Source organism: Providencia sp. PROV003 (genome assembly GCF_045040775.1).
Classification (GTDB): Bacteria; Pseudomonadota; Gammaproteobacteria; order Enterobacterales; family Enterobacteriaceae; genus Providencia; species Providencia huashanensis.
The window spans coordinates 439,626-460,718 of record NZ_CP096369.1 but is presented as its reverse complement, the minus strand read 5'-3'; the positions used below and the strand labels follow the sequence as shown (position 1 = coordinate 460,718).

Sequence of the window (21,093 nt, the reverse complement as noted above, 5' to 3'; positions counted from 1 at the left end):
TGCCAATAATATAAAAAGAATACTTAAGCGGTAGGCGCTTCATCAAGGTTAAGCAGGGCGAGATCCTTTTTACGTAATACTAAGCTCACGCGATGCGTTTCTATCTGCACAGGGTCACCAAATGGCGCTAAGCGCACGACTTTAAATACAGAACCCGGTAGCAAACCAAGGGAAAGAAGTTTTTGTCGGTAAGCGGGGCTTATCTCTGGTGAAAAACCAATTATTTTATAGCTGCATTGAGGAAGTAGAGCCATAGTGTCTTCCTATTAATTCAATTTATAATGATATCAATACTTATTGCTAGAAATATGGGTATCAATAACTTGATAGCGTAACCCAACAAAAATTAATCTAATTAACAATGAGAATTATAATCATCTACTTTTGTTCTATTTAGCCTCTTTTTTCGTCAATTTGACTTGATGTGGATCAACGAAGCATTGAGTTAGCCCTGTTTTCTTAATCGGTGGGGCTGTTGAAACGCTGGGGTATAAGAGTATTTTGAAGTGTATTAACGAGTGTGAAGTGAATTAATTAAAAATAATAGGCATCGCAATTATTTTATAGCGATGCCTATTTAACGTAATTAACGTTTTTTGCCAAATGCGGCAGCCAGTGCATCGCTCATCGCACTGTTACCAGAAGATGATGAGTTTTGGCGTGCATTACCCCTTGGTTGTGCTGCTTTGCGTGGGTTTTTGTCTTGCGTTGGAGCTGCTCGACGAGGTGCGCTATTCGTATCACCAGCTTGCTCATCCAGACGCATCGTTAGCGCAATACGTTTACGCGCGATATCGACATCTAGCACTTTGACTTTTACGATATCACCCGCTTTTACCACTTTGTGAGGGTCTTCAACGTAACTATTTGATAGAGAAGAAATATGAACGAGCCCATCTTGGTGAACACCAATATCTACAAACGCGCCAAAGTTGGTTACATTGGTAACTGCGCCCTCTAAGACCATCCCAGAGACAAGGTCATTCATGGTCTCAACCCCTTCGGCAAAGGTGGCCGTTTTAAACTCAGGGCGAGGGTCACGACCCGGTTTTTCTAATTCTTTAATGATATCCGTGACGGTTGGGACACCAAATTGTTCTGTGGTGAAATCACGTGGGCTTAAGGCATTAAGCACTTGTGAGTTACCCATAATTTCTTTTAGTGGTTGACGGACAGACTCAAGGATTTTTTCAACAATTGGGTAAGACTCAGGGTGAACGGTCGAAGCATCCAATGGGTTCTTACCATTAGTGATACGTAGGAAACCTGCACATTGTTCAAATGCTTTTGGCCCAAGGCGCGTGACTTTCAGTAACTGCTTTCTATCATTAAATTGGCCATTTTCATCACGCCAATCCACCACATTTTGGGCGATCATCTTGCTTAAACCGGCAACGCGAGTCAGTAAGGCAACTGAAGCTGTGTTTAGGTCGACACCAACGGAGTTTACGCAATCTTCAACCACAGCATCGAGTTTACGTGCCAACTGAGTTTGGCTAACATCGTGTTGATATTGACCAACTCCGATAGATTTAGGGTCAATTTTTACCAGCTCAGCGAGAGGATCTTGTAGACGGCGTGCAATAGATACGGCACCACGCAAAGATACATCCAATGTTGGGAATTCAAGCGCAGCAAGCTCAGAGGCGGAATAGACCGAAGCCCCCGCTTCACTGACGATGACTTTTTGGGCTGTTACTTCAGGGTATTGTTTTTGGACTTCTGCAAAGAAGCGTTCAGTTTCTCGCGATGCAGTCCCATTACCGATTGCCACGAGTTCCACATGATGTTTTTGACACAGCGCGGCAACAATCGTTGCTGCTTTAGCCGCTTGGCCAGTGTGTGGATAAATAGTATCGGTTGCAATCAGTTTACCTGTTGCATCAACTACTGCGACTTTTACCCCTGTACGCAGGCCAGGATCGAGCCCCATAGTTGCACGCATGCCTGCGGGGGCGGCCATCAGCAAATCACTGAGATTACGGGCGAAAACGTTAATAGCCTCTTCTTCTGCTTTTTCGCGCAGAGAACTCATTACTTCCGTTTCCAAGTGCAGAAGCACTTTGACTCGCCATGTCCAGCTGATCACCGCTTTACGCCATTGGTCAGCTGGGGCGTTATTCAAATGTACATCTAAGTGGCGAGTGATGATCTCTTCACAGTAACTTTCTTTTGGTGGCTCATCAAATTGTGGGTCACAATTTAATGACAGCTGTAAAATACCTTCATTACGACCACGGAACATAGCAAGTGCACGGTGCGAGGGGACTTGAGCTACAGGCTCTTGGTGCTCAAAGTAGTCACTAAATTTAACGCCTTCTTCTTGCTTACCTTCTGCAACAACAGAAACAAGGTGGGCATTCTTCCAAATATAGTCACGAACTTTGGCCAATAAGGCGGCATCTTCGGCAAAACGCTCCATAAGAATATAACGTGCGCCATCTAAGGCTGCTTTTATATCCGCTACGCCTTTATCTGCATCGATGTAAGCTTGGGCTAGTTCTTCAGGGGACTGGCTTGGGTCTGTCCACAAGGTATCCGCTAATGGCTCAAGCCCTGCCTCAATGGCGATTTGCCCACGGGTACGACGTTTCGGTTTATACGGTAAATACAGGTCTTCAAGTTCAGTTTTATTGAGGGTAGTATCAATCGCAGAGGCAAGCTCTGGGGTTAATTTCCCTTGCTCTTCAATCGATTTCAGAATGGTTTGCTTACGGTCATTCAGTTCGCGTAAGTACCCTAAGCGGCTTTCTAGCTGGCGAAGCTGAGTATCGTCCAACCCTCCGGTAACCTCTTTACGGTAACGAGCGATAAACGGGACAGTATTACCTTCATCTAATAAGGTGATGGCAGAAAAAACCTGTTTCGGTTGGGCATGCAGTTCTGCTGCGATGATTTGGCTTAGAGTTTCATTCATGTCGTGTTTAAATACCTACTGAAAGAACAATTAAAAAAATTTACTGCACTGTTATACTTGGTGATAGCCATAATTTCCAGACTGAATTTAAGCCTATTGGTAGGAAAGTCTCAGATTATGTTCTATAAATTATTATAATCACTGTCTCTATTGACGAATATTTTAAGGTTATGACAAAAAGTCTTTTAATTACGCGTGAAGGTTGGGATGCGTTAGACAAAGAGCTAAAGTATCTGTGGAAAGAAGAACGGCCTAGAGTAACCCAATCTGTTTCTGAAGCAGCAGCCCAAGGGGATCGTTCAGAAAACGCAGAGTACATATACGGTAAAAAAAGGTTACGTGAAATTGATCGGCGTATCCGGTTTTTATCTAAAAGATTGGATCAACTAAGGATAATCGAACCTGACCCTCGGCAAGAAGGCCGTGTCTTTTTTGGTGCTTGGGTTAAACTTGAAGATGAAAATGAAAATATCAGAATATTCCGGATAGTCGGGGCTGATGAGTTTAACCCTACAAAACAATGGATTTCAATCGACTCTCCCGTGGCGCGAGCCCTGATTGGTAAACGAGTTGATGATGAGATAATAGTAAATACTCCAGGAGGGCAAGTAACCTATTTCATATTAGAAATAAGTTATCGTCCACTAAGCATCTGAAGTGTAAAATGATTCATTAAATCCTATGTTAGTGGTAAATTAGTAGGCATTAATATTTTTTTGCTTACTTTGATTAAAAAAATAATTTGAAAGATGCACATCTTGAGGGCTACAAAATGCAGGAAAGTTATAAGGTTCTTGTCGTCGATGATGATATGCGTTTACGTGCACTGCTAGAGCGTTACCTCACAGAGCAAGGCTTTCAGGTAAGAAGTGCCGCAAACGCTGAACAAATGGACAGAATCCTGACGAGGGAATCAATTCATCTGATAGTATTAGATTTAATGCTACCGGGTGAAGATGGGTTATCAATTTGTCGTCGTTTACGCAGTCAAAATAACCCAATCCCTATTATTATGGTTACCGCGAAAGGTGAAGAGGTTGACCGCATTGTTGGTTTAGAAATTGGTGCTGATGACTATATTCCAAAACCTTTCAATCCACGCGAATTACTGGCTCGTATCCGTGCGGTACTTCGTCGCCAAGCAAATGAACTACCGGGAGCGCCATCTCAAGATGATGCTGTCATTACATTTGGTAAATTTAAGTTAAATCTTGGAACTCGTGAAATGTTCCAAGGTGATGAAAATATGCCATTAACTAGTGGTGAATTTGCGGTATTAAAAGTGTTGGTTTCTTATCCAAGGGAACCATTATCTCGTGACAAGTTAATGAGCTTAGCGCGAGGCCGTGAATACAGTGCGATGGAACGTTCTATCGATGTTCAAATTTCACGTTTACGCCGTATGGTTGAAGAAGACCCTGCCCATCCACGCTATATTCAAACAGTTTGGGGCTTGGGTTATGTGTTTGTTCCAGATGGAAGTAAAGCATGAAGCGACTGAGGTTCTCACGACGTAGTACATTTTCTCGCTCGTTATTTTTGTTCGTTGCGTTGTTATTCGCAAGCCTAGTGACCAGCTATATGGTCGTGTTGAATTTTGTTGTGATGCCTAGCTTACAACAGTTTAACAAAGTACTGGCTTATGAAGTTAGGACGTTGATGACAGAGAAAATGGTTCTACAGGATGGGACCTCGGTGCGGGTATCCCCCGCGTTACGTAAAAAAATCTATAATGAATTAGGTATTACCTTTTACGCTCATTCAGCTGCAATGGAAGAAGGGTTGAATTGGGCGAAAGAGTATGATTTTTTAAGCGAACACATGTCGGATTATTTAGGTGGTAAGGCAAATGTTCACCTCGAATTAGGCCGTGAATATCCGATTTTGTGGCTGACATCTTACCTCGCACCTGATATCTGGGTGCGAGTCCCCTTGACTGAGATAGGTCAAAATCAATTTTCCCTCGTTTTCCGTTATACACTGACTATTTTCCTGACAATTTTTGCCGGAGTGTGGCTGTATATTCGTTATCAGAACAAGCCGTTGCTTGAGTTGGAATACCATGCTGGTGAGGTTGGAAAAGGGGTTATTTTACCGCCCATGCAAGAAAAAGGCGCGACTGAGGTAAGGGCGGCAATTCGTTCCTTTAACCATATGGCCGCTGGAATCAAAACGCTAGAAAACGACCGAACTGTTTTAATGGCAGGGGTTAGCCATGATTTAAGAACGCCATTAACTCGTATTCGTTTAGCAACAGAAATGATGAGCCCAGAAGATAGCTACCTTGCGGAGTCTATCAATAAAGATATTGAAGAGTGTGATGCGATCATCGGTCAATTTATGTCCTACCTGAAAACAGGGCAAGAAATGGATATGGAATTCTGCGACCTTAATTCAATCCTTATGGAAGCGGTCAATTCAGAAAGCAATGTGATCGGTGAAATCGAAACAGCGCTGGAGCCGGGCTCAATGATAGTAAATGGTAACCCGTTAGCTATCAAACGCGCTATCACGAATATGATTGTCAACGCATATCGTTATGGTAATGGCTGGATTAAAGTAAGTAGTGGTAAAACGGAAGATTCTGTTTGGTTCCAAGTGGAAGATGATGGTGTAGGTATCAAAGAAGAAGATATTCACCGGTTATTCCAACCCTTTGTACAAGGCGAAAAAGCACGTAGTAATAAAGGGACTGGTTTAGGCTTGGCGATTATTCGCCGGATTGTCGATGCCCATGAAGGGAGCATTGAAATCCATAAGAGTGAGCGCGGTGGGTTTGCGATTAGGGCTTTGCTTCCCCTTAAAGAGAAAGAAGACTAAATACTCTTCACACTTTGCGCCGCAGCGTTGTTGGCTGCGTTCGGCTACTCGGGTCACATACTTATGTATGCTCCCCGAGATATCCTCTCTGGCCGCCTAGCTGCAACACAAATTGTTTTGAGTATTATTTGTATCAAGTAGGAAAAAGAGGCTCTCTTTTTTAGGGGCTACCTACAACTGGAACTATTTAGCGCTATTCCTTTACTCTTCACACTTTGCGCCGCAGCGTTGTTGGCTGCGTTCGGCTACTCGGGTCACATACTTATGTATGCTCCCCGAGATATCCTCTCTGGCCGCCTAGCTGCAACACAAATTATTTTGAGTATTATTTTATAGTTGCAGGATAAAAATATTTTTCGCTTTTATGACAGTCTGTCATTTTTCTTTTTGATATTAGTTTTGAAGTTTTGTTTTTATAACTAATTGAATCTTAAGTTGTAAAATTGTATTTTTCTTCGATTTTGTTTTCTCGCCAGCGAAAAAATCAGCAATTGTCATAAAACTGTCATAAAAACGACATGTTGTCGTAACTAAATTGTCCTATTTTTCCTACCGTGACATACACCCAACAATTTTATACTTGATTGTTTCTATACATCCCCGGAGGGATTATGAAAATGACGCGTACCACCTTAGCAAGCGTAATGGCAGCAACTTTATCTTTGACCGCAATGTCTTCTTTTGCTGCTACCAGCCTGACCGGAGCTGGCGCGACTTTCCCCGCTCCTGTTTATGCAAAGTGGGCAGACTCTTATCAGAAAGAAACAGGTAATAAAGTAAACTATCAGGGGATTGGCTCTTCTGGTGGTGTCAAACAAATTAATGCAAAAACCGTTGATTTCGGTGCCTCTGATGCGCCATTAACTGACGAAAAACTGAAAAAAGATGGTTTATTCCAGTTCCCAACAGTCATTGGCGGTGTTGTCCTGGCTGTCAACGTAAAAGGCATTGAGTCAGGGCAACTGACTTTAGATGGCAACACTTTAGGGGATATCTATTTAGGTAAAATTACTAAGTGGAATGACCCTGCTATTGCTAAGTTAAACCCAAATGTTAGCCTACCAGACCAAACTATCGCAGTCGTCAGACGTTCTGATGGCTCAGGTACCACTTTCGTATTCACTAGCTACTTAGCGAAAGTTAGTGCAAGCTGGAAATCAGATATTGGTGCGGGTTCAACAGTTAACTGGCCAAAAAATAGCGTAGGTGGTAAAGGTAACGATGGCGTTGCAGCATTTGTTCAGCGTCTGCCAGGTTCTATTGGTTATGTGGAATATGCTTACGCAAAACAGAATAATCTTGCTTATACTAAACTGATATCTGCGGATGGCGAAGCAGTCTCGCCAACAGGTGAAAGTTTCAGCGCAGCAGCGAAAAAAGTTGATTGGTCTAAATCTTTTGCTCAAGACCTCACGAACCGTGATGGTGCCAATGCATGGCCAATCACATCGACAACTTTTATTTTAGTACACAAAGAGCAAGCTAATGCTGAAAAGGGCAAAGCAACGCTCGACTTCTTTAACTGGGCCTATGAGAAAGGTGGTAAGCAAGCGGAAGCATTAGACTACGCAATTTTACCTGAAGAAGTGGTGACAGCTGTTCGCGCAGCATGGAAAACAGAAGTAAAAGATAGCCAAGGTAAAGCACTTTTCTAAGTGAACCTCGGGTTGGCAGTGGCAGGCGGATGTTAGAGGATCTAACATCCGCTTTCTAAATGAAGTAAATTAAATCCTACGTAAGCAAGTAGGTGTGGAATGAGAACAAAGCGCATGGCCGAAAAAACAACGGCATTTAAAGCTCCTAGCAAATCAGGTGATGTGATTTTTGGTGCATTGGTAAAGATTGCCGCGCTAATCACTTTATTAATGCTTGGGGGTATTATTATCTCCCTTATTTTTGCATCTTGGCCAAGTATGCAAAAATTTGGTTTTTCGTTTTTATGGACCAAAGAGTGGGATGCTCCAGCGGAAGAGTTCGGTGCGCTTGTGCCTATTTATGGCACGATTGTGACATCGTTAATTGCTCTGATCATTGCGGTACCCGTGAGTTTTGGTATCGCCTTATTTTTAACTGAGCTTGCACCTAACTGGTTAAAACGGCCTCTAGGTATTGCAATTGAACTCCTTGCTGCTATCCCAAGTATTGTTTATGGGATGTGGGGGTTATTCGTCTTTGCGCCGTTGTTTGCGGAATATTTCCAAGAACCAGTGGGGAATGTGATGTCGAGTATTCCGATTGTTGGTGAGTTATTCTCAGGCCCAGCATTCGGTATCGGTATTTTAGCTGCGGGGATCATCCTCGCGATTATGATTATTCCTTACATTGCGTCTGTTATGCGCGATGTATTTGAACAAACTCCTGTGATGATGAAAGAGTCAGCTTATGGTATTGGCTGTACTACATGGGAAGTGATCTGGAACATCGTTCTGCCTTATACCCGTAATGGGGTAATTGGGGGGGTGATGTTAGGTCTAGGCCGCGCATTGGGTGAAACCATGGCGGTGACATTCGTGATTGGTAATACTTATCAACTAGATAGCGTGTCATTATTTATGCCAGGTAATAGTATCACCTCTGCATTGGCGAATGAGTTTGCAGAAGCAGAAAGCGGCTTGCATACCTCTGCCTTGATGGAGCTTGGGCTGATTTTATTTGTTATCACATTCATTGTGCTAGCAATCTCCAAGCTGATGGTTATGCGCCTTGCGAAGAATGAGGGCCGTTAATATGTCGTTATCTCAACCTATTGCCGTCAATCAAAAAGAACGTGCTCGCCGTCAAGCATGGCGCCGTCAAATCAATAGAATGGCTCTATTGGTTTCGATGTTAACCATGGCTTTTGGCTTGTTTTGGTTAGTTTGGATTTTATTTTCTACAGTGACGAAAGGGATTGATGGGATGTCCCTCAATCTGTTTACTGAAATGACCCCACCGCCTAATACAGAAGGTGGCGGCTTAGCAAATGCCATTGTTGGTAGTGGTTTACTGATCCTCTGGGCTACGGTTATCGGGACTCCTTTAGGGATCTTAGCGGGGATTTATTTAGCAGAGTATGGCCGTAAGTCATGGTTAGCTTCGGTAACTCGTTTTATTAATGACATCTTATTATCAGCGCCATCTATCGTTGTAGGTCTGTTTGTGTACACCATCGTGGTTGCACAGATGCAGCATTTTTCCGGTTGGGCTGGGGTTGTCGCACTTGCATTGTTGCAAATTCCAATTGTTATCCGGACAACTGAAAATATGTTGAAGTTAGTGCCTGATAGCTTGCGTGAAGCCGCTTATGCACTCGGCACACCAAAATGGAAAATGATTTTATCTATTACGCTAAAAGCATCTGTATCCGGGATTATCACGGGGATTTTGCTGGCTATTGCACGTATTGCGGGGGAAACCGCACCGTTACTGTTTACTTCACTGTCGAATCAGTTCTGGAGTACAGATATGAGCGAGCCAATTGCCAACTTACCAGTGACTATCTTCAAATTTGCAATGAGCCCATTCTCTGAATGGCAAGAGCTTGCATGGGCTGGGGTGTTATTAATTACCCTATGTGTCCTACTGATTAATATCATTGCGCGTGTTGTGTTTGCACAGAAAAAACACTAAGCCCGGATAACTAAAGATTTAGAGAGAAAAGTAAACCATGATTAATGCAAACGAAATTGCAAACAGTAAAATTAAAGTTCGTGACCTCAACTTCTACTATGGCAAGTTTCACGCGCTGAAAAATATCTCTTTAGACATTGAAAAGAATAAAGTGACGGCATTTATCGGCCCATCAGGCTGCGGTAAATCCACATTGTTACGTACCTTTAATAAAATGTATGAGCTGTATGGAGAACAACGTGCAGAAGGTGAAATTTTATTAGATGGTCAGAATATCCTGACGGACAAACAAGATATCGCGTTATTACGAGCAAAAGTAGGAATGGTCTTTCAAAAGCCCACTCCATTCCCAATGTCTATCTACGATAATATTGCATTTGGAGTCCGTTTATTTGAAAAATTATCGCGTGTAGAAATGGATGAGCGTGTGCAATGGGCACTGACAAAAGCTGCATTATGGAATGAAACTAAAGATAAACTCCACCAAAGTGGTTATAGCTTGTCTGGTGGTCAGCAGCAACGTTTATGTATTGCTCGTGGGATAGCTATTCGCCCAGAGGTATTGTTACTGGATGAGCCTTGCTCTGCACTTGACCCTATCTCAACGGGTCGTATTGAAGAATTAATTAGTGAATTAAAATCAGAGTACACTGTGGTGATTGTTACCCATAATATGCAACAGGCAGCACGTTGTTCTGATTATACGGCATTCATGTACTTAGGGGAGTTAGTTGAGTTTAATCACACTGACAAGATGTTTACGACCCCTGAAATGAAGCAAACTGAAGATTATATTACTGGCCGCTACGGTTGATATGGAGCCGACGATGGATACGCTGAATCACAACAAACATATATCGGGGCAGTTCAATGCTGAACTGGAACATATCCATACTGAGTTGATGACAATGGGAGGGCTGGTGGAAGAACAGCTCACCAAAGCCATTACGGCCATGCATAATCAGGATGAAGCCTTAGCACGTGAAGTTATTGAGAATGACCATAAAGTCAATATGATGGAAGTGGCGATTGACGAAGAGTGCGTAAAAATTATTGCCAAGCGCCAGCCAACAGCGAGTGATTTGCGTCTGATTATGGCAATTTCAAAAACCATTGCAGAATTGGAAAGGATTGGCGATGTTGCGGACAAAATCTGCCAAACTGCATTGGAGAAATTCTCTCATCAACATCAGCCTTTGTTAGTGAGTTTGGAATCATTAGGCCGTCATACGGTACAAATGCTACATGATGTACTTGATGCATTTGCACGAATGGATCTTGAAGAAGCCATCCGTATTTACCGTGAAGATGAAAAAGTTGACCAAGAGTATGAGGGTATCGTACGTCAATTAATGACCTATATGATGGAAGACCCGCGGACAATCCCGAGTGTATTAACGGCACTGTTCTGCGCACGCTCAATTGAGCGCATTGGCGACCGTTGTCAAAATATCTGTGAATTTATTTTCTACTATGTGAAGGGGCAAGATTTCCGTCACGTCGGTGGGGATAGTCTTGAGAAGATGTTAACGAATAAATAATTACTCGAATACTCGTCATATTTCGTGCTGTGGCGGTGTTGGCTTCGCTCGGTTACTCGGGTCACATACTGATGTATGCTCCCCGAGATATCCTCGCTTGCCGCCTAGCCACAACGCGAACTATTTAGAGTATTAATATATGAGGTTAATGCATTAAATACCTATCATACCTCAAGCTGTAGTTCTGATATTTGAGTTCGACTACTCGGGTCACATACTTGTGTATGCCCCTAGGGATAATTTCATTTGCCGCCTAGCTACAGCCCGAACTATTTAGAGTATTACTCTTGAATATCGGCGTCAGCTTACTTTAGAACAAATTGTTTAGCGTATAAAACGTTCTTCTACCGACTTTCTTCTTGCTCAATAAGAGTCTATTGATGGTTTAACCATGTTCGGGGTCCTTGTATAAAGTTTCCCCCTTTCTTTATTCACTTCATTTATTCCTCTTAGTTATAAATATATTATTTAATAGTATTTCAAGTGCTAAGAGATAGTTGATAGCTTGTGACGGTCGATTTACATAAATTTACCGCTAGAGGTGTTCAATGAAAGCTCGTATTCTCTCAACTGTTCTACTCACAGGTTTGGCGCTGACAGCGAATGTCGCTAGCGCAGATAAATTAGATGATATCAAGCAAGCCGGAGTGATCCGCATTTCAGTCTTTGATAGCAACCCGCCCTTTGGTTTTATTGACCCTCAAACTAAGAAATTGGCTGGCTATGATGTGGATATCGCACAAGAAATTGCTGATGGCCTAGGGGTAAAACTTGAGCTTCGTCCGACTAACCCTGCGAATCGTATTCCACTTTTAACTTCTGGCAAAGTTGATCTTATTGGGGCGAATTTTACCATTACCGATGAACGCGCAAAACAAGTTGATTTTTCCATCCCTGATTTTGCTACCGGGCAAAAATTTATTGCCCGTAAAGGCGTATTAAAAACCCCTGATGATATTAAACCTCTGCGTATTGGTGCAGATAAAGGCACCGTACAAGAAGTCACTTTACGTGAGCGTTTTCCAGACACTAAAGTGATTTCTTACGATGATACCCCACAGGCATTTGCTGCACTGCGTAATGGTAACGTACAAGCTATTACCCAAGACGATGCAAAATTGGTGGGTTTATTAGGTAATTTACCTGAGAAAGTTAAAGTTGATTTTGAAATTTCGCCATTCAGCCTAACAAAAGAATATCAAGCACTTGCAGCAAGCAAAGGCGAAACACGTTTGGTTGAAAACGTCAATGAAACACTGTTGAAATTAGAGAAAGACGGCAAAGCCGAGGTGATTTACAACCGTTGGTTTGGCCCAGAAACTAAAGCCGCTCAACCACGTGGTGACTTTAAGTTTGCACCATTAAGCGAACAACAGCCCCAATCTTAATGGCCTGAAATAAAAAAATAACTTGTTGGTTACCCTGCACATTGTGCGGGGTTCTTGGTTAATAGAACCAAGTAGAATGGTGATTGACTATGTTTGAGAAATTTTTCAGCGGTAATTTTTGGTCAGAACATCTGCTGGCACCACAGTACCTTGAATGGTTCGGCTATGGTTTTTTGATCACAGTTTGGATCTCTGTGTGTACCATTATTGCGGCTACTTTATTAGGTTTTCTAGTTGCATCAGCAAAGGATAGCCAGATTGCTCCTCTTCGTTGGGGAGTGAACATCTATATTTCTATTTTTAGAAACACGCCTTTGTTGGTGCAGCTATTTTTTTGGTATTTCGCTTCTGGTGAAATTTTACCATCTGCCACAATGGAATGGTTGAATACACCCCATGAAATCCAATTGTTGGGGATACCCGTGGGGTGGCCATCATTTGAATTTTTAGCGGGTTTTGTTGGTTTGACCTTGTATACCGTACCCTTTATTGCTGAGGAAATTCGAGCAGGTATCAGGGGCGTTCGTCAGGGGCAAAAATATGCTGCTTTCGCTTTGGGGCTAACTTCTTGGCAGGCGATGAAACTCGTGGTGTTGCCTCAAGCGGTTAAAATCGCTATGCCGCCTTTACTTGGCCAATATATGAATGTGGTAAAGAATTCATCGTTAACGATGGCGATTGGGGTGGCGGAGCTTTCTTATGTATCGCGGCAAGTGGATAGCCAGTCATTACAAACTTTCGCCGCATTTGGTGTTGCCACAGTGTTGTACATTGCCATTATTGCATTAATGGAAGGCTGGGGGCAGTGGCGCCAGCAACGTAATTTAGCTCAAGGGGCATAAAATGGATTTTTCGATTATTGAGCAAAACTGGCAATATTTATTATTAGGTACTTTCCCTGACGGCCCACTCGAAGGCGCTGCTTTAACCTTACTCATGAGCTTACTTGCAGGGGCGGCTTCTATAGTATTGGGGACATTGGGCGGTATTGCGTTAGCCATGCTGCGTGGTTTCTGGGTTAACCTATTTGCCGCTATTTTAGGCTTTTTCCGTGCAATTCCTGTGATTATGTTGATTTTTTGGACCTACTTTCTGTTGCCTATTTTGCTTGGCGCAGAAATCCCTGGGATTGCTACTGTGGTATGTGCATTAGCGTTGATTACTTCAGCATATCTAGCTCACGCGGTAAAGGCGGGGATTTTAGCGATTGGTAAAGGGCAGTGGCAAGCTGGCATGTCTTTGGGTTTTAGCCGTTGGCAGGTGCTTTGGCACATTGTTTTACCACAAGCGTTACGTATGATGGTACCTTCATTTATTAATCAATGGGTTGCATTAATTAAAGATACCTCTCTAGCTTATATTGTGGGGGTTGCTGAATTATCATTTTTAGCTACTCAAGTGAATAACCGTGAAATGGTATACCCGCTCGAGGTTTTCTTATTTGTGGCGTTTATTTATTTTGTGATGTGTTTTGCGGTGGAAATTATTGCGAATAGGGTAGCGAAAAGGCTAAGCGCACAAAATGAACCTCAAAAACGAGCCGCGAAGCGTAGCTTATTGTTTTGGCGTAGGCAAAAGCTATTGGCGCTGTCTTAAGTCAACATAGCGGTGTAATAACCGCTATTATCTCAACAACACTTATCTGATTATTTTTCTTATTTCGGCTTGCTGTATCAGTTAGTTAGGACATTTTTGCCTATTATGGTTTACGCAATCGTTTTCTTTTGTGATTTTTAATTGTAGTATAGGGCGAAAAAAACTTTTTTTGGGCGCTATATCTAATGAGTAATCAATCTTCTAGCTCGGCACAACCGCAGGGCTTGTTTCAGCGTGTTTTTAAATTACAGGAACACGGCACAACCGCACGAACAGAAGTTGTTGCAGGCTTCACGACCTTTCTGACGATGGTGTATATCGTCTTTGTTAACCCACAAATTCTTTCTGTTGCAGGGATGGACATTAAAGCGGTGTTTGTTACCACCTGCTTGATTGCTGCTATTGGTAGTATCTTGATGGGGCTATTAGCAAACTTACCAATCGCGGTAGCACCTGCAATGGGGCTGAATGCCTTTTTTGCTTTTGTTGTCGTCGGGGCCATGGGGTATTCGTGGCAAGTCGCTATGGGCGCGGTATTCTGGGGAGCGGTTGGTTTATTTATTCTGACATTGTTCCGTATTCGTTATTGGATTATTGCTAATATCCCGCTTAGTCTTCGTGTCGGGATCACCAGTGGTATCGGTTTATTTATTGCCATGATGGGGTTAAAAAACTCAGGCATTATTGTTGCAAATCCAGATACACTGGTCTCAATTGGTAACTTAACTCACCATAACGTTTGGCTGGGGGCGCTGGGTTTCTTTATCATCGCAATTCTGGCAGCGCGTAATATTCATGCAGCAGTTTTGGTGTCTATTGCCGTGACTACATTGATCGGTCTTGCGTTGGGTGATGTGAAATATTCGGGTGTGTTTTCCATGCCACCAAGTATCACTAGTGTGGTTGGGCAAGTCGATTTTGCTGGTTCTTTAGATTTAGCGCTATCAGGTGTTATTTTCGCCTTTATGTTAGTAAACCTGTTTGACTCATCGGGCACTATGATTGGCGTGACGGATAAGGCTGGGATTACCAATGAACGCGGGACATTTCCACGAATGAAACAAGCCCTGTATGTGGATAGTTTGAGTTCGGTAGCAGGTTCTGCAATGGGAACATCATCAGTGACTGCGTATATTGAGAGCTCTTCAGGGGTATCTGTTGGTGGGCGTACTGGTTTAACCGCAATTGTTGTGGGTGTTCTATTTCTATTGACCATGTTTATCTCACCTCTTGCAGGTATGGTTCCTGCTTATGCAACCGCAGGTGCCCTGATTTACGTGGGTGTGCTGATGACTTCAAGTTTAACGCGGGTGAAATGGGACGATTTAACCGAGTCTGTGCCTGCATTTATTACCGCAGTAATGATGCCGTTTAGTTTCTCTATTACCGAAGGTATCGCACTGGGCTTTATTGCCTACTGCGCAATGAAAATTGGTACGGGGCGCTGGCGTGATCTGGGGCTGTGCGTCATTTTAGTTGCGGCGATGTTCCTGTTAAAAATGATCCTAGTCGACGCCTAACATGTGCTTCATATTTTGAACTGTAGCGGTGTTGGCTGCGTTTGCTAACCCTAGTCACATACTTTTGTATGCTCCTAGGAATTAGCAATTCTTCCGCCTTGCTACAGCTCAAACTATTTAGCGCATTAATATTCGTCATACTTCAAGCTGTGGCGTTGTTGCCTACACTTGGTTACTCGGGCCATATACTTGTATATGCTCCCCGAGATAACCTCGCTTGGCGCCTAGTCACAACTTGCATTATTTAATGAGTTAATTATTTCTCTTTTTATTATTTGACCCCTCCATGCTCTAAATAATTTGTGTTGCATGAGCGTACATGCAACGCAAATTATTTAGGGTATAATTAATAAACTACTGCTGTGAAGGTCAGGTGAGATAAAAATCTACTGAAATTGCAAACTAGTACTTTCCCCCTTCATGGGAAACTGCTAGATTTCGCAGCAGAAACTGACTTTATCAAGGTATCAGGCCATGAATTCACCAAAAAAACCGGCAAGTAAGCCAAAGAAAAAATACCGTAAAACGAAAGAAGAATTGAACGCAGAAGGTCGTGAGCGTAAGCGCGAAAGTAAACATCGTGGTAATAAATCAGGTAGTCGCTACCAAGATAAGTCATCAAGCAGCCAAAATAATGGGCAAAATAACATTGTTGACCCACGCTTAGGCAGTAAAAAACCAGTGCCTTTAATTGTTGATGATAATTCAGCGACTAAACCTGTGGTTGAGAAAAAACAGCCAGTGGTTAAAGAAAAATTAACCCCTGAAGCTGAGTTAGCATTGTTAGAAAGTGATGACCGTTTAGATGGTTTGTTAGCACGTTTGGAAGATGGTGAGACCGTTACCGCAGAAGAACAGAAATATATCAATACTTGTTTAGACCGTATTGATGAGCTGATGAACATTTTAGGCATAGAATATGCTGAAGAAGAAGAGGAAGAAGACGAAGAAAAACTCGATGACATCATGCGTATCTTAAAAAGTAAATAACTTCGTTTAACCATCCCTCGTATATTCGGGGGATGTCGCTATTATTTTCCATAAATACACTTTTCTTTGATGTTGCATCAAGTCTCTTTTCTTTAACATCTTTATACTCGTCATATTTCAAGTTGCAGCGTTGTTGGCTATGCTCATTCGCTCTAGTCATATACTTATGTATACTTTTAGCGATTCATTCACTTGCCGCCTAGCCGCAACTTGAAATATTTAGAATCTATAACGTTATGTATGCTATAAAATTTTCACATCACCGAATAACAAATTAAATAAGGTGCAACCCGTTGTGATGGTTTAAGCTTTTGGTCAATTGAGGAATGTTATGTCAGAGCAAAATATTGTTTGGGACCTCGCTCTCATTCAAAAATATAATTATTCAGGGCCGCGTTATACATCGTACCCCACTGCCTTGGAATTTAACCAAGATTATGACGAAAGTGCGTTTGTTCAAGCAACTCAGCGTTATCCCGACCGTCCTTTATCGCTCTACGTTCATATTCCTTTTTGCCATAAGCTTTGTTATTTCTGTGGCTGTAATAAATTAGTTACTCGCCAAAAACATAAAGCAGATGAATACCTACAAGTCATTGAAAAAGAAATTATTCAGCGTGCAGCTTTATTAAAAGGACGTCTTGTTACTCAGATGCACTGGGGAGGCGGTACACCAACTTATCTTGATAAAGTGCAAGTTAGCCATCTAGTCGGTTTATTGAAAAAGCACTTTCATTTTGCAGATAACGTAGAGATGTCGATTGAAGTCGACCCGCGTGAAATTGAGTTGGATATGATAGACCATTTACGCGCTGAAGGGTTTAACCGCCTGAGTATGGGGGTACAAGACTTTAATAAAGAAGTGCAAGTATTGGTTAACCGAGAGCAAGATGAAGAGTTTATTTTTGCTCTAATTAAGCGAGCAAAAGAAACAGGGTTTACTTCAACCAGTATTGACCTTATCTATGGCTTGCCAAAGCAAACGCCAGAAAGTTTTGCTTTTACCCTGAAAAAAGTGGCAGAGCTGTCACCTGACCGCTTAAGTGTATTTAATTATGCACATTTACCTAATTTGTTTGCAGCGCAGCGTAAAATTAAAGATGAAGATCTACCAAGCGCAGAGCAAAAACTGGATATTCTTCAAGATACGATAGCTACACTCACTGGAAATGGTTATCAATTTATCGGTATGGATCACTTTGCACGCCCAGAAGATGAACTTGCGGTAGCCCAGCGTGAAGGCATACTGCACCGTAATTTCCAAGGATATACCACCCAAGGGGACTGTGATTTGTTAGGGCTCGGCGTCTCGGCGATTAGCATGTTAGGGGATAACTACGCTCAAAACCAAAAAGATTTAAAAACCTATTATGCACAAGTCGAAGAGCAGGGGCATGCGCTGTGGCGTGGGTTGGTATTAACGGATGATGACTGTTTACGTCGTGATGTTATCAAAACCTTAATTTGTAATTTCCAACTGAATTTCGCACAAATAGAAGCACTATATCCAATTGATTTTAAATCTTACTTTGCAGAAGACTTAAACTTATTGATACCAATGGCAGAAGATGACCTAGTCGAAATTAGCGAAACAGGGATTAAGGTGACTCCTCAAGGACGTTTACTTATTCGTAATATTTGCATGTGTTTTGATGTGTATTTGCGTAGGCAGATGAGGCAGCGGCAGTTTTCCCGCGTCATCTGAATGCTCGTCATATTTCGTGCTGTAGCGTTGTTGGCTACGTTCACTAACCCTAGTCACATACTTTATGTATGCTCCTAGGGCTTAGTTTCTCTTGCCGCCTAGCTACAGAACGAACTATTTAGAGCATTTACTCTTCGTCATATTTTATGCTGTAGTGTTGTTGGCTACGTTCACTAACCCTAGTCACATACTTTATGTATGCTCCTAGGGCTTAGTTTCTCTTGCCGCCTAGCTACAGAACGAACTATTTAGAGCATTTACTCTTCGTCATATTTTATGCTGTAGCGTTGTTGGCTACGTTCACTAACCTTAGTCACAACTTAGCGTATGCTTCCCGCGCTGTTTTCACTTTGACGCCTAGTGGTACTCGAACTATATAGAGCATCTACTCCTCGTCAGAAATCTAATTTATTCATTAATCTTTTCAATTAATTGATAAGCAGCGGTGATGCGGTCGGAAATTGGGTACCATTTATTGGATAAAATCACGATGCCGATTTGTTCTTCAGGGATAAAGGCGGCATAAGCTGCAAAACCATTTGTGGAGCCTGTCTTGTTGTAGAACGCTCGCGTTTCTGGCGGCATTGCCGGTTTAATTGCTTCGATTTTCTGTGGCTGTAATGCCATTTCATCACGGTTACCTTGATGTAATTGTGATAAAGAGACAGGCCACGGGTAACTTTCCCACATCATATCTTGTACAAATGAATCTGTTAGATAAAAGCCTGTGTGGGTATCTTCTACCGCTTCTTGCCATGATTTTGCGACTTTTACCGTCTGCATATTAATATCTAAGAAACGGATCAAATCTTTGGCAGTAGATTTCAAACCATAGGATTCGGCATCTAAAATCTGTGGTGCCACTCGCGCTGGGTGATCTTTCTTATTATAACCCTGAGCATAATTTTTCATTTGGTGCTTAGGGACATGAATATAGGTATGTTTGAGCCCCAGTGAAGGCAGCATTAATTTTTCCATCGCTTGTTCAAATGGCATTTTGAGTTGTTTAGCGGTGACGATGCCTAATAATCCAGTACCTAAATTTGAGTAAGAACGATATTCTCCAATGGTTTTTTCAGGGAGCCAATGTTGGTAATAGCTTATTAATTCAGCTGAATTCGTAATGGTCTCCGGCACAAATAATGGTAATCCAGAGGTGTGGGTGGCTAAGTTCATCACGGTGATATGGTCAAATGCTGAATCTGTTAACTCGGGTAGGTAATGACTCACTTTTTGTGAGAAATCTAATTTACCTTGTTCTTGTGCATAAGCTGCTAATGTTGCTGTAAATGTTTTCGAAAGAGAGCCAATTTCAAATAATGTGTTGTTATTGATAGGGGCTTTGCTTTGCTTAGACAATACACCGTAATGATAAAAATAGTGCTTTCCTTCAATGGAGATTGCCACCGACATTCCGGGTATCTGTTGTTGTTTCATTAGTGGTTTAATAATGTTATCAACGTTTTGTTGGGTTAGCGCGTTGGCTGAAATTGTGGTTAAGGCTAAGCTAAGAGCGGCAAAAATCCGCCCCTGACGAAAAACATTTCTCATAGGTAGTCCAATTAAATAAAAGTTTAAGTTGTTGCTAATATAAATAAGGAAGAACTTCATTGCATAACTGAAGTGCTTTAGTATAGATTTCTAGGCTGTTATACCGTTGTTATATAGCAGTATGCGTGTTTTACGTCTTCATTTAAAACGATATAAAGTTCGATGAGGTAAAAGAAAATCTTATGTCAGGGAATTATCGTCATCGACTACCTTTAAATGCTTTGCGTGCATTCGAAGCATCTGCCCGCCATTTAAGTTTCACGCGAGCAGGTATGGAATTGAATGTGACCCAAGCGGCGGTAAGCCAGCAGGTTCGGTTATTAGAAGAGCAACTAGGTTTAGAATTATTTATCCGCTTACCTAGAGGGTTGGCCTTAACAGATGAAGGCTTAGCGCTCCTACCTGTGTTGAGTCGTTCTTTCGACCAAATTGAGTCTTTATTGCAGCAGTTTGATGATGGGCACTACCATGAAGTGTTGAGTATATCAGTAGTGGGAACATTTGCGGTGGGTTGGTTATTACCTCAATTATCAAAATTTTCTAACTTATACCCGTATATTGATTTACGGATTATGACACATAATAACGTAGTCAATTTGGCGGCAGAAGGTGTTGATTTTGCCATACGCTTTGGGGAGGGGTTATGGCCTCTGGCTGAGAATATTCCATTATTTAGCGCATCGCATACTGTGTTATGCTCTGAGAAAATGGCTAACCGCTTAACGACTCCCCTAGATTTAAAAGCGCATCATTTATTGCGCTCATACCGTAAAGATGAATGGGAAAAATGGTTTCTTGCCGCAGGTTTAGAGCCGTGGCGAGTGAAAGGGCCTGTGTTTGACTCGTCTCGTCTAATGGTTGAAGCTGCGTTATTAACGGATAGTGTGGCATTGGTACCGAGTTGTATGTTTGAACATGAGTTGAGTGCTGGGAGTTTAGTGCAGCCATTTGATATTTCAGTGACATTAGGGGGCTATTGGCTTAGTCGTTTGAAGTCCAAACCATGTACACCTGCGATGATGATATTCCGTAATTGGTTATTGGATGAATCCCAACAAAGATAAATCGGTGCAATAATGTCATGCACCGACATTTAATAAATCAGCATATAATGATGCTCATATTTAAATATTAAAATACTAACGCCTCAGCAGAAAAATAATTTTTTTTACTAAGTGGGGTGTCTGTATTTTTATTTATTTCTGTCTCGTCAGTTAAAAAATAGGCAGGGTCAATATTAAATATCTGAGATAATTGATATATCGTATCAACATGGATATTGACTTCGCCATTTTCATAACGTGATTGATGTTGTTGGCTAATACCTAATAAGCTACTTAATTCTTTTCCGCTCATACCATTAGCTTCTCTTAATGCTCTAATTTTTAGACCAACAGATTTTGATATTTTTCGTTTCATAATGTTCTCTCTAATTTTAATAATACAAAATCAATCA

At 41.9% G+C, this 21,093-nt stretch carries 19 protein-coding genes; 15 read left to right on the top strand and 4 right to left on the bottom strand.

Annotation, left to right across the window (positions count from 1 at the left end; translation table 11 throughout):
• Nucleotides 1–23 precede the first annotated feature (23 nt).
• Both feoA and M1F14_RS01920 read right to left on the bottom strand, forming a co-directional pair.
• Nucleotides 24–254: a ferrous iron transporter A gene (feoA, locus tag M1F14_RS01925; RefSeq protein ID WP_042847759.1), complete on the bottom strand. Its 231-nt coding sequence runs from the start codon at nucleotides 252–254 to the stop codon at nucleotides 24–26.
• Nucleotides 255–586: 332 nt separating this feature from the next.
• On the bottom strand, nucleotides 587–2,917 hold the full coding sequence (locus M1F14_RS01920) for a Tex family protein (RefSeq protein ID WP_042847756.1): 2,331 nt from the start codon (nucleotides 2,915–2,917) through the stop codon (nucleotides 587–589).
• 170 nt (nucleotides 2,918–3,087) lie between these two features.
• On the opposite strand from M1F14_RS01920, the gene greB reads away from it, so the two are divergent.
• The 14 genes from greB to hemN all read left to right on the top strand — a co-directional run bounded on the left by greB (nucleotide 3,088) and on the right by hemN (nucleotide 18,086).
• Nucleotides 3,088–3,573: a transcription elongation factor GreB gene (gene greB / locus M1F14_RS01915; RefSeq protein ID WP_042847754.1), complete on the top strand. Its 486-nt coding sequence runs from the start codon at nucleotides 3,088–3,090 to the stop codon at nucleotides 3,571–3,573.
• 116 nt (nucleotides 3,574–3,689) lie between these two features.
• Nucleotides 3,690–4,409: a two-component system response regulator OmpR gene (gene ompR / locus M1F14_RS01910; protein ID WP_042847751.1), complete on the top strand. Its 720-nt coding sequence runs from the start codon at nucleotides 3,690–3,692 to the stop codon at nucleotides 4,407–4,409.
• On the top strand, nucleotides 4,406–5,737 hold the full coding sequence (gene envZ / locus M1F14_RS01905; protein WP_042847749.1) for a two-component system sensor histidine kinase EnvZ: 1,332 nt from the start codon (nucleotides 4,406–4,408) through the stop codon (nucleotides 5,735–5,737). The genes ompR and envZ overlap by 4 nt, the downstream gene beginning before the upstream one ends.
• 611 nt (nucleotides 5,738–6,348) lie before the next feature.
• Complete coding sequence (gene pstS / locus M1F14_RS01900; protein ID WP_042847746.1) at nucleotides 6,349–7,392, top strand: phosphate ABC transporter substrate-binding protein PstS; 1,044 nt, start codon at nucleotides 6,349–6,351, stop codon at nucleotides 7,390–7,392.
• 114 nt (nucleotides 7,393–7,506) lie between these two features.
• Nucleotides 7,507–8,463, top strand: coding sequence for a phosphate ABC transporter permease PstC (pstC, locus tag M1F14_RS01895; protein WP_042847813.1), 957 nt, complete (start codon nucleotides 7,507–7,509; stop codon nucleotides 8,461–8,463).
• A 1-nt stretch (nucleotide 8,464) separates the two neighbouring features.
• A complete protein-coding gene (pstA, locus tag M1F14_RS01890) occupies nucleotides 8,465–9,346 on the top strand; it encodes a phosphate ABC transporter permease PstA (RefSeq protein ID WP_042847744.1) in 882 nt (293 codons plus the stop codon).
• Between the two features lie 37 nt (nucleotides 9,347–9,383).
• A complete protein-coding gene (pstB, locus tag M1F14_RS01885; protein ID WP_042847741.1) occupies nucleotides 9,384–10,160 on the top strand; it encodes a phosphate ABC transporter ATP-binding protein PstB in 777 nt (258 codons plus the stop codon).
• Between the two features lie 13 nt (nucleotides 10,161–10,173).
• Nucleotides 10,174–10,887: a phosphate signaling complex protein PhoU gene (phoU, locus tag M1F14_RS01880; RefSeq protein WP_036958602.1), complete on the top strand. Its 714-nt coding sequence runs from the start codon at nucleotides 10,174–10,176 to the stop codon at nucleotides 10,885–10,887.
• A gap of 548 nt (nucleotides 10,888–11,435) precedes the next feature.
• Entirely contained in the window at nucleotides 11,436–12,275 is an 840-nt protein-coding gene (locus tag M1F14_RS01875; protein WP_042847740.1) for an ABC transporter substrate-binding protein, read from the top strand.
• 89 nt (nucleotides 12,276–12,364) lie between these two features.
• Entirely contained in the window at nucleotides 12,365–13,117 is a 753-nt protein-coding gene (locus tag M1F14_RS01870) for an amino acid ABC transporter permease (protein WP_042847739.1), read from the top strand.
• A gap of 1 nt (nucleotide 13,118) precedes the next feature.
• Complete coding sequence (locus tag M1F14_RS01865; protein ID WP_042847738.1) at nucleotides 13,119–13,871, top strand: amino acid ABC transporter permease; 753 nt, start codon at nucleotides 13,119–13,121, stop codon at nucleotides 13,869–13,871.
• A gap of 185 nt (nucleotides 13,872–14,056) precedes the next feature.
• The gene (locus tag M1F14_RS01860; protein WP_042847736.1) at nucleotides 14,057–15,391 is read left to right on the top strand and encodes an NCS2 family permease; all 1,335 of its coding nucleotides are present in this window, start codon (nucleotides 14,057–14,059) and stop codon (nucleotides 15,389–15,391) included.
• 474 nt (nucleotides 15,392–15,865) lie between these two features.
• Nucleotides 15,866–16,381 (top strand): Der GTPase-activating protein YihI, encoded by a 516-nt coding sequence (gene yihI / locus M1F14_RS01855; RefSeq protein WP_048605465.1) that lies wholly within the window; start codon nucleotides 15,866–15,868, stop codon nucleotides 16,379–16,381.
• A gap of 331 nt (nucleotides 16,382–16,712) precedes the next feature.
• The gene (gene hemN, locus M1F14_RS01850) at nucleotides 16,713–18,086 is read left to right on the top strand and encodes an oxygen-independent coproporphyrinogen III oxidase (RefSeq protein ID WP_042847731.1); all 1,374 of its coding nucleotides are present in this window, start codon (nucleotides 16,713–16,715) and stop codon (nucleotides 18,084–18,086) included.
• A gap of 408 nt (nucleotides 18,087–18,494) precedes the next feature.
• Here hemN and ampC read toward each other — a convergent pair whose 3' ends face one another.
• Nucleotides 18,495–19,637, bottom strand: coding sequence for a class C beta-lactamase (gene ampC, locus M1F14_RS01845; protein WP_042847730.1), 1,143 nt, complete (start codon nucleotides 19,635–19,637; stop codon nucleotides 18,495–18,497).
• A 182-nt stretch (nucleotides 19,638–19,819) separates the two neighbouring features.
• On the opposite strand from ampC, the gene M1F14_RS01840 reads away from it, so the two are divergent.
• On the top strand, nucleotides 19,820–20,701 hold the full coding sequence (locus tag M1F14_RS01840; protein ID WP_042847728.1) for a LysR family transcriptional regulator: 882 nt from the start codon (nucleotides 19,820–19,822) through the stop codon (nucleotides 20,699–20,701).
• A 67-nt stretch (nucleotides 20,702–20,768) separates the two neighbouring features.
• Here M1F14_RS01840 and M1F14_RS01835 read toward each other — a convergent pair whose 3' ends face one another.
• The gene (locus M1F14_RS01835) at nucleotides 20,769–21,056 is read right to left on the bottom strand and encodes a helix-turn-helix domain-containing protein (RefSeq protein ID WP_129466941.1); all 288 of its coding nucleotides are present in this window, start codon (nucleotides 21,054–21,056) and stop codon (nucleotides 20,769–20,771) included.
• Between the last annotated feature and the right edge of the window lie 37 nt (nucleotides 21,057–21,093).

What these genes read in the sequence shown, in the direction of transcription:
- pstS (WP_042847746.1), top strand. Translation starts at nt 6,349, where the DNA reads ATGAAAATGACGCGTACCACCTTAGCAAGCGTAATGGCAGCAACTTTA.
- M1F14_RS01920 (WP_042847756.1), bottom strand. Translation starts at nt 2,917, where the DNA reads ATGAATGAAACTCTAAGCCAAATCATCGCAGCAGAACTGCATGCCCAA.
- yihI (WP_048605465.1), top strand. Translation starts at nt 15,866, where the DNA reads ATGAATTCACCAAAAAAACCGGCAAGTAAGCCAAAGAAAAAATACCGT.
- pstA (WP_042847744.1), top strand. Translation starts at nt 8,465, where the DNA reads ATGTCGTTATCTCAACCTATTGCCGTCAATCAAAAAGAACGTGCTCGC.
- hemN (WP_042847731.1), top strand. Translation starts at nt 16,713, where the DNA reads ATGTCAGAGCAAAATATTGTTTGGGACCTCGCTCTCATTCAAAAATAT.
- envZ (WP_042847749.1), top strand. Translation starts at nt 4,406, where the DNA reads ATGAAGCGACTGAGGTTCTCACGACGTAGTACATTTTCTCGCTCGTTA.
- M1F14_RS01875 (WP_042847740.1), top strand. Translation starts at nt 11,436, where the DNA reads ATGAAAGCTCGTATTCTCTCAACTGTTCTACTCACAGGTTTGGCGCTG.
- M1F14_RS01870 (WP_042847739.1), top strand. Translation starts at nt 12,365, where the DNA reads ATGTTTGAGAAATTTTTCAGCGGTAATTTTTGGTCAGAACATCTGCTG.
- M1F14_RS01860 (WP_042847736.1), top strand. Translation starts at nt 14,057, where the DNA reads ATGAGTAATCAATCTTCTAGCTCGGCACAACCGCAGGGCTTGTTTCAG.
- ampC (WP_042847730.1), bottom strand. Translation starts at nt 19,637, where the DNA reads ATGAGAAATGTTTTTCGTCAGGGGCGGATTTTTGCCGCTCTTAGCTTA.
- ompR (WP_042847751.1), top strand. Translation starts at nt 3,690, where the DNA reads ATGCAGGAAAGTTATAAGGTTCTTGTCGTCGATGATGATATGCGTTTA.
- greB (WP_042847754.1), top strand. Translation starts at nt 3,088, where the DNA reads ATGACAAAAAGTCTTTTAATTACGCGTGAAGGTTGGGATGCGTTAGAC.
- pstB (WP_042847741.1), top strand. Translation starts at nt 9,384, where the DNA reads ATGATTAATGCAAACGAAATTGCAAACAGTAAAATTAAAGTTCGTGAC.
- M1F14_RS01840 (WP_042847728.1), top strand. Translation starts at nt 19,820, where the DNA reads ATGTCAGGGAATTATCGTCATCGACTACCTTTAAATGCTTTGCGTGCA.
- M1F14_RS01835 (WP_129466941.1), bottom strand. Translation starts at nt 21,056, where the DNA reads ATGAAACGAAAAATATCAAAATCTGTTGGTCTAAAAATTAGAGCATTA.
- M1F14_RS01865 (WP_042847738.1), top strand. Translation starts at nt 13,119, where the DNA reads ATGGATTTTTCGATTATTGAGCAAAACTGGCAATATTTATTATTAGGT.
- phoU (WP_036958602.1), top strand. Translation starts at nt 10,174, where the DNA reads ATGGATACGCTGAATCACAACAAACATATATCGGGGCAGTTCAATGCT.
- feoA (WP_042847759.1), bottom strand. Translation starts at nt 254, where the DNA reads ATGGCTCTACTTCCTCAATGCAGCTATAAAATAATTGGTTTTTCACCA.
- pstC (WP_042847813.1), top strand. Translation starts at nt 7,507, where the DNA reads ATGGCCGAAAAAACAACGGCATTTAAAGCTCCTAGCAAATCAGGTGAT.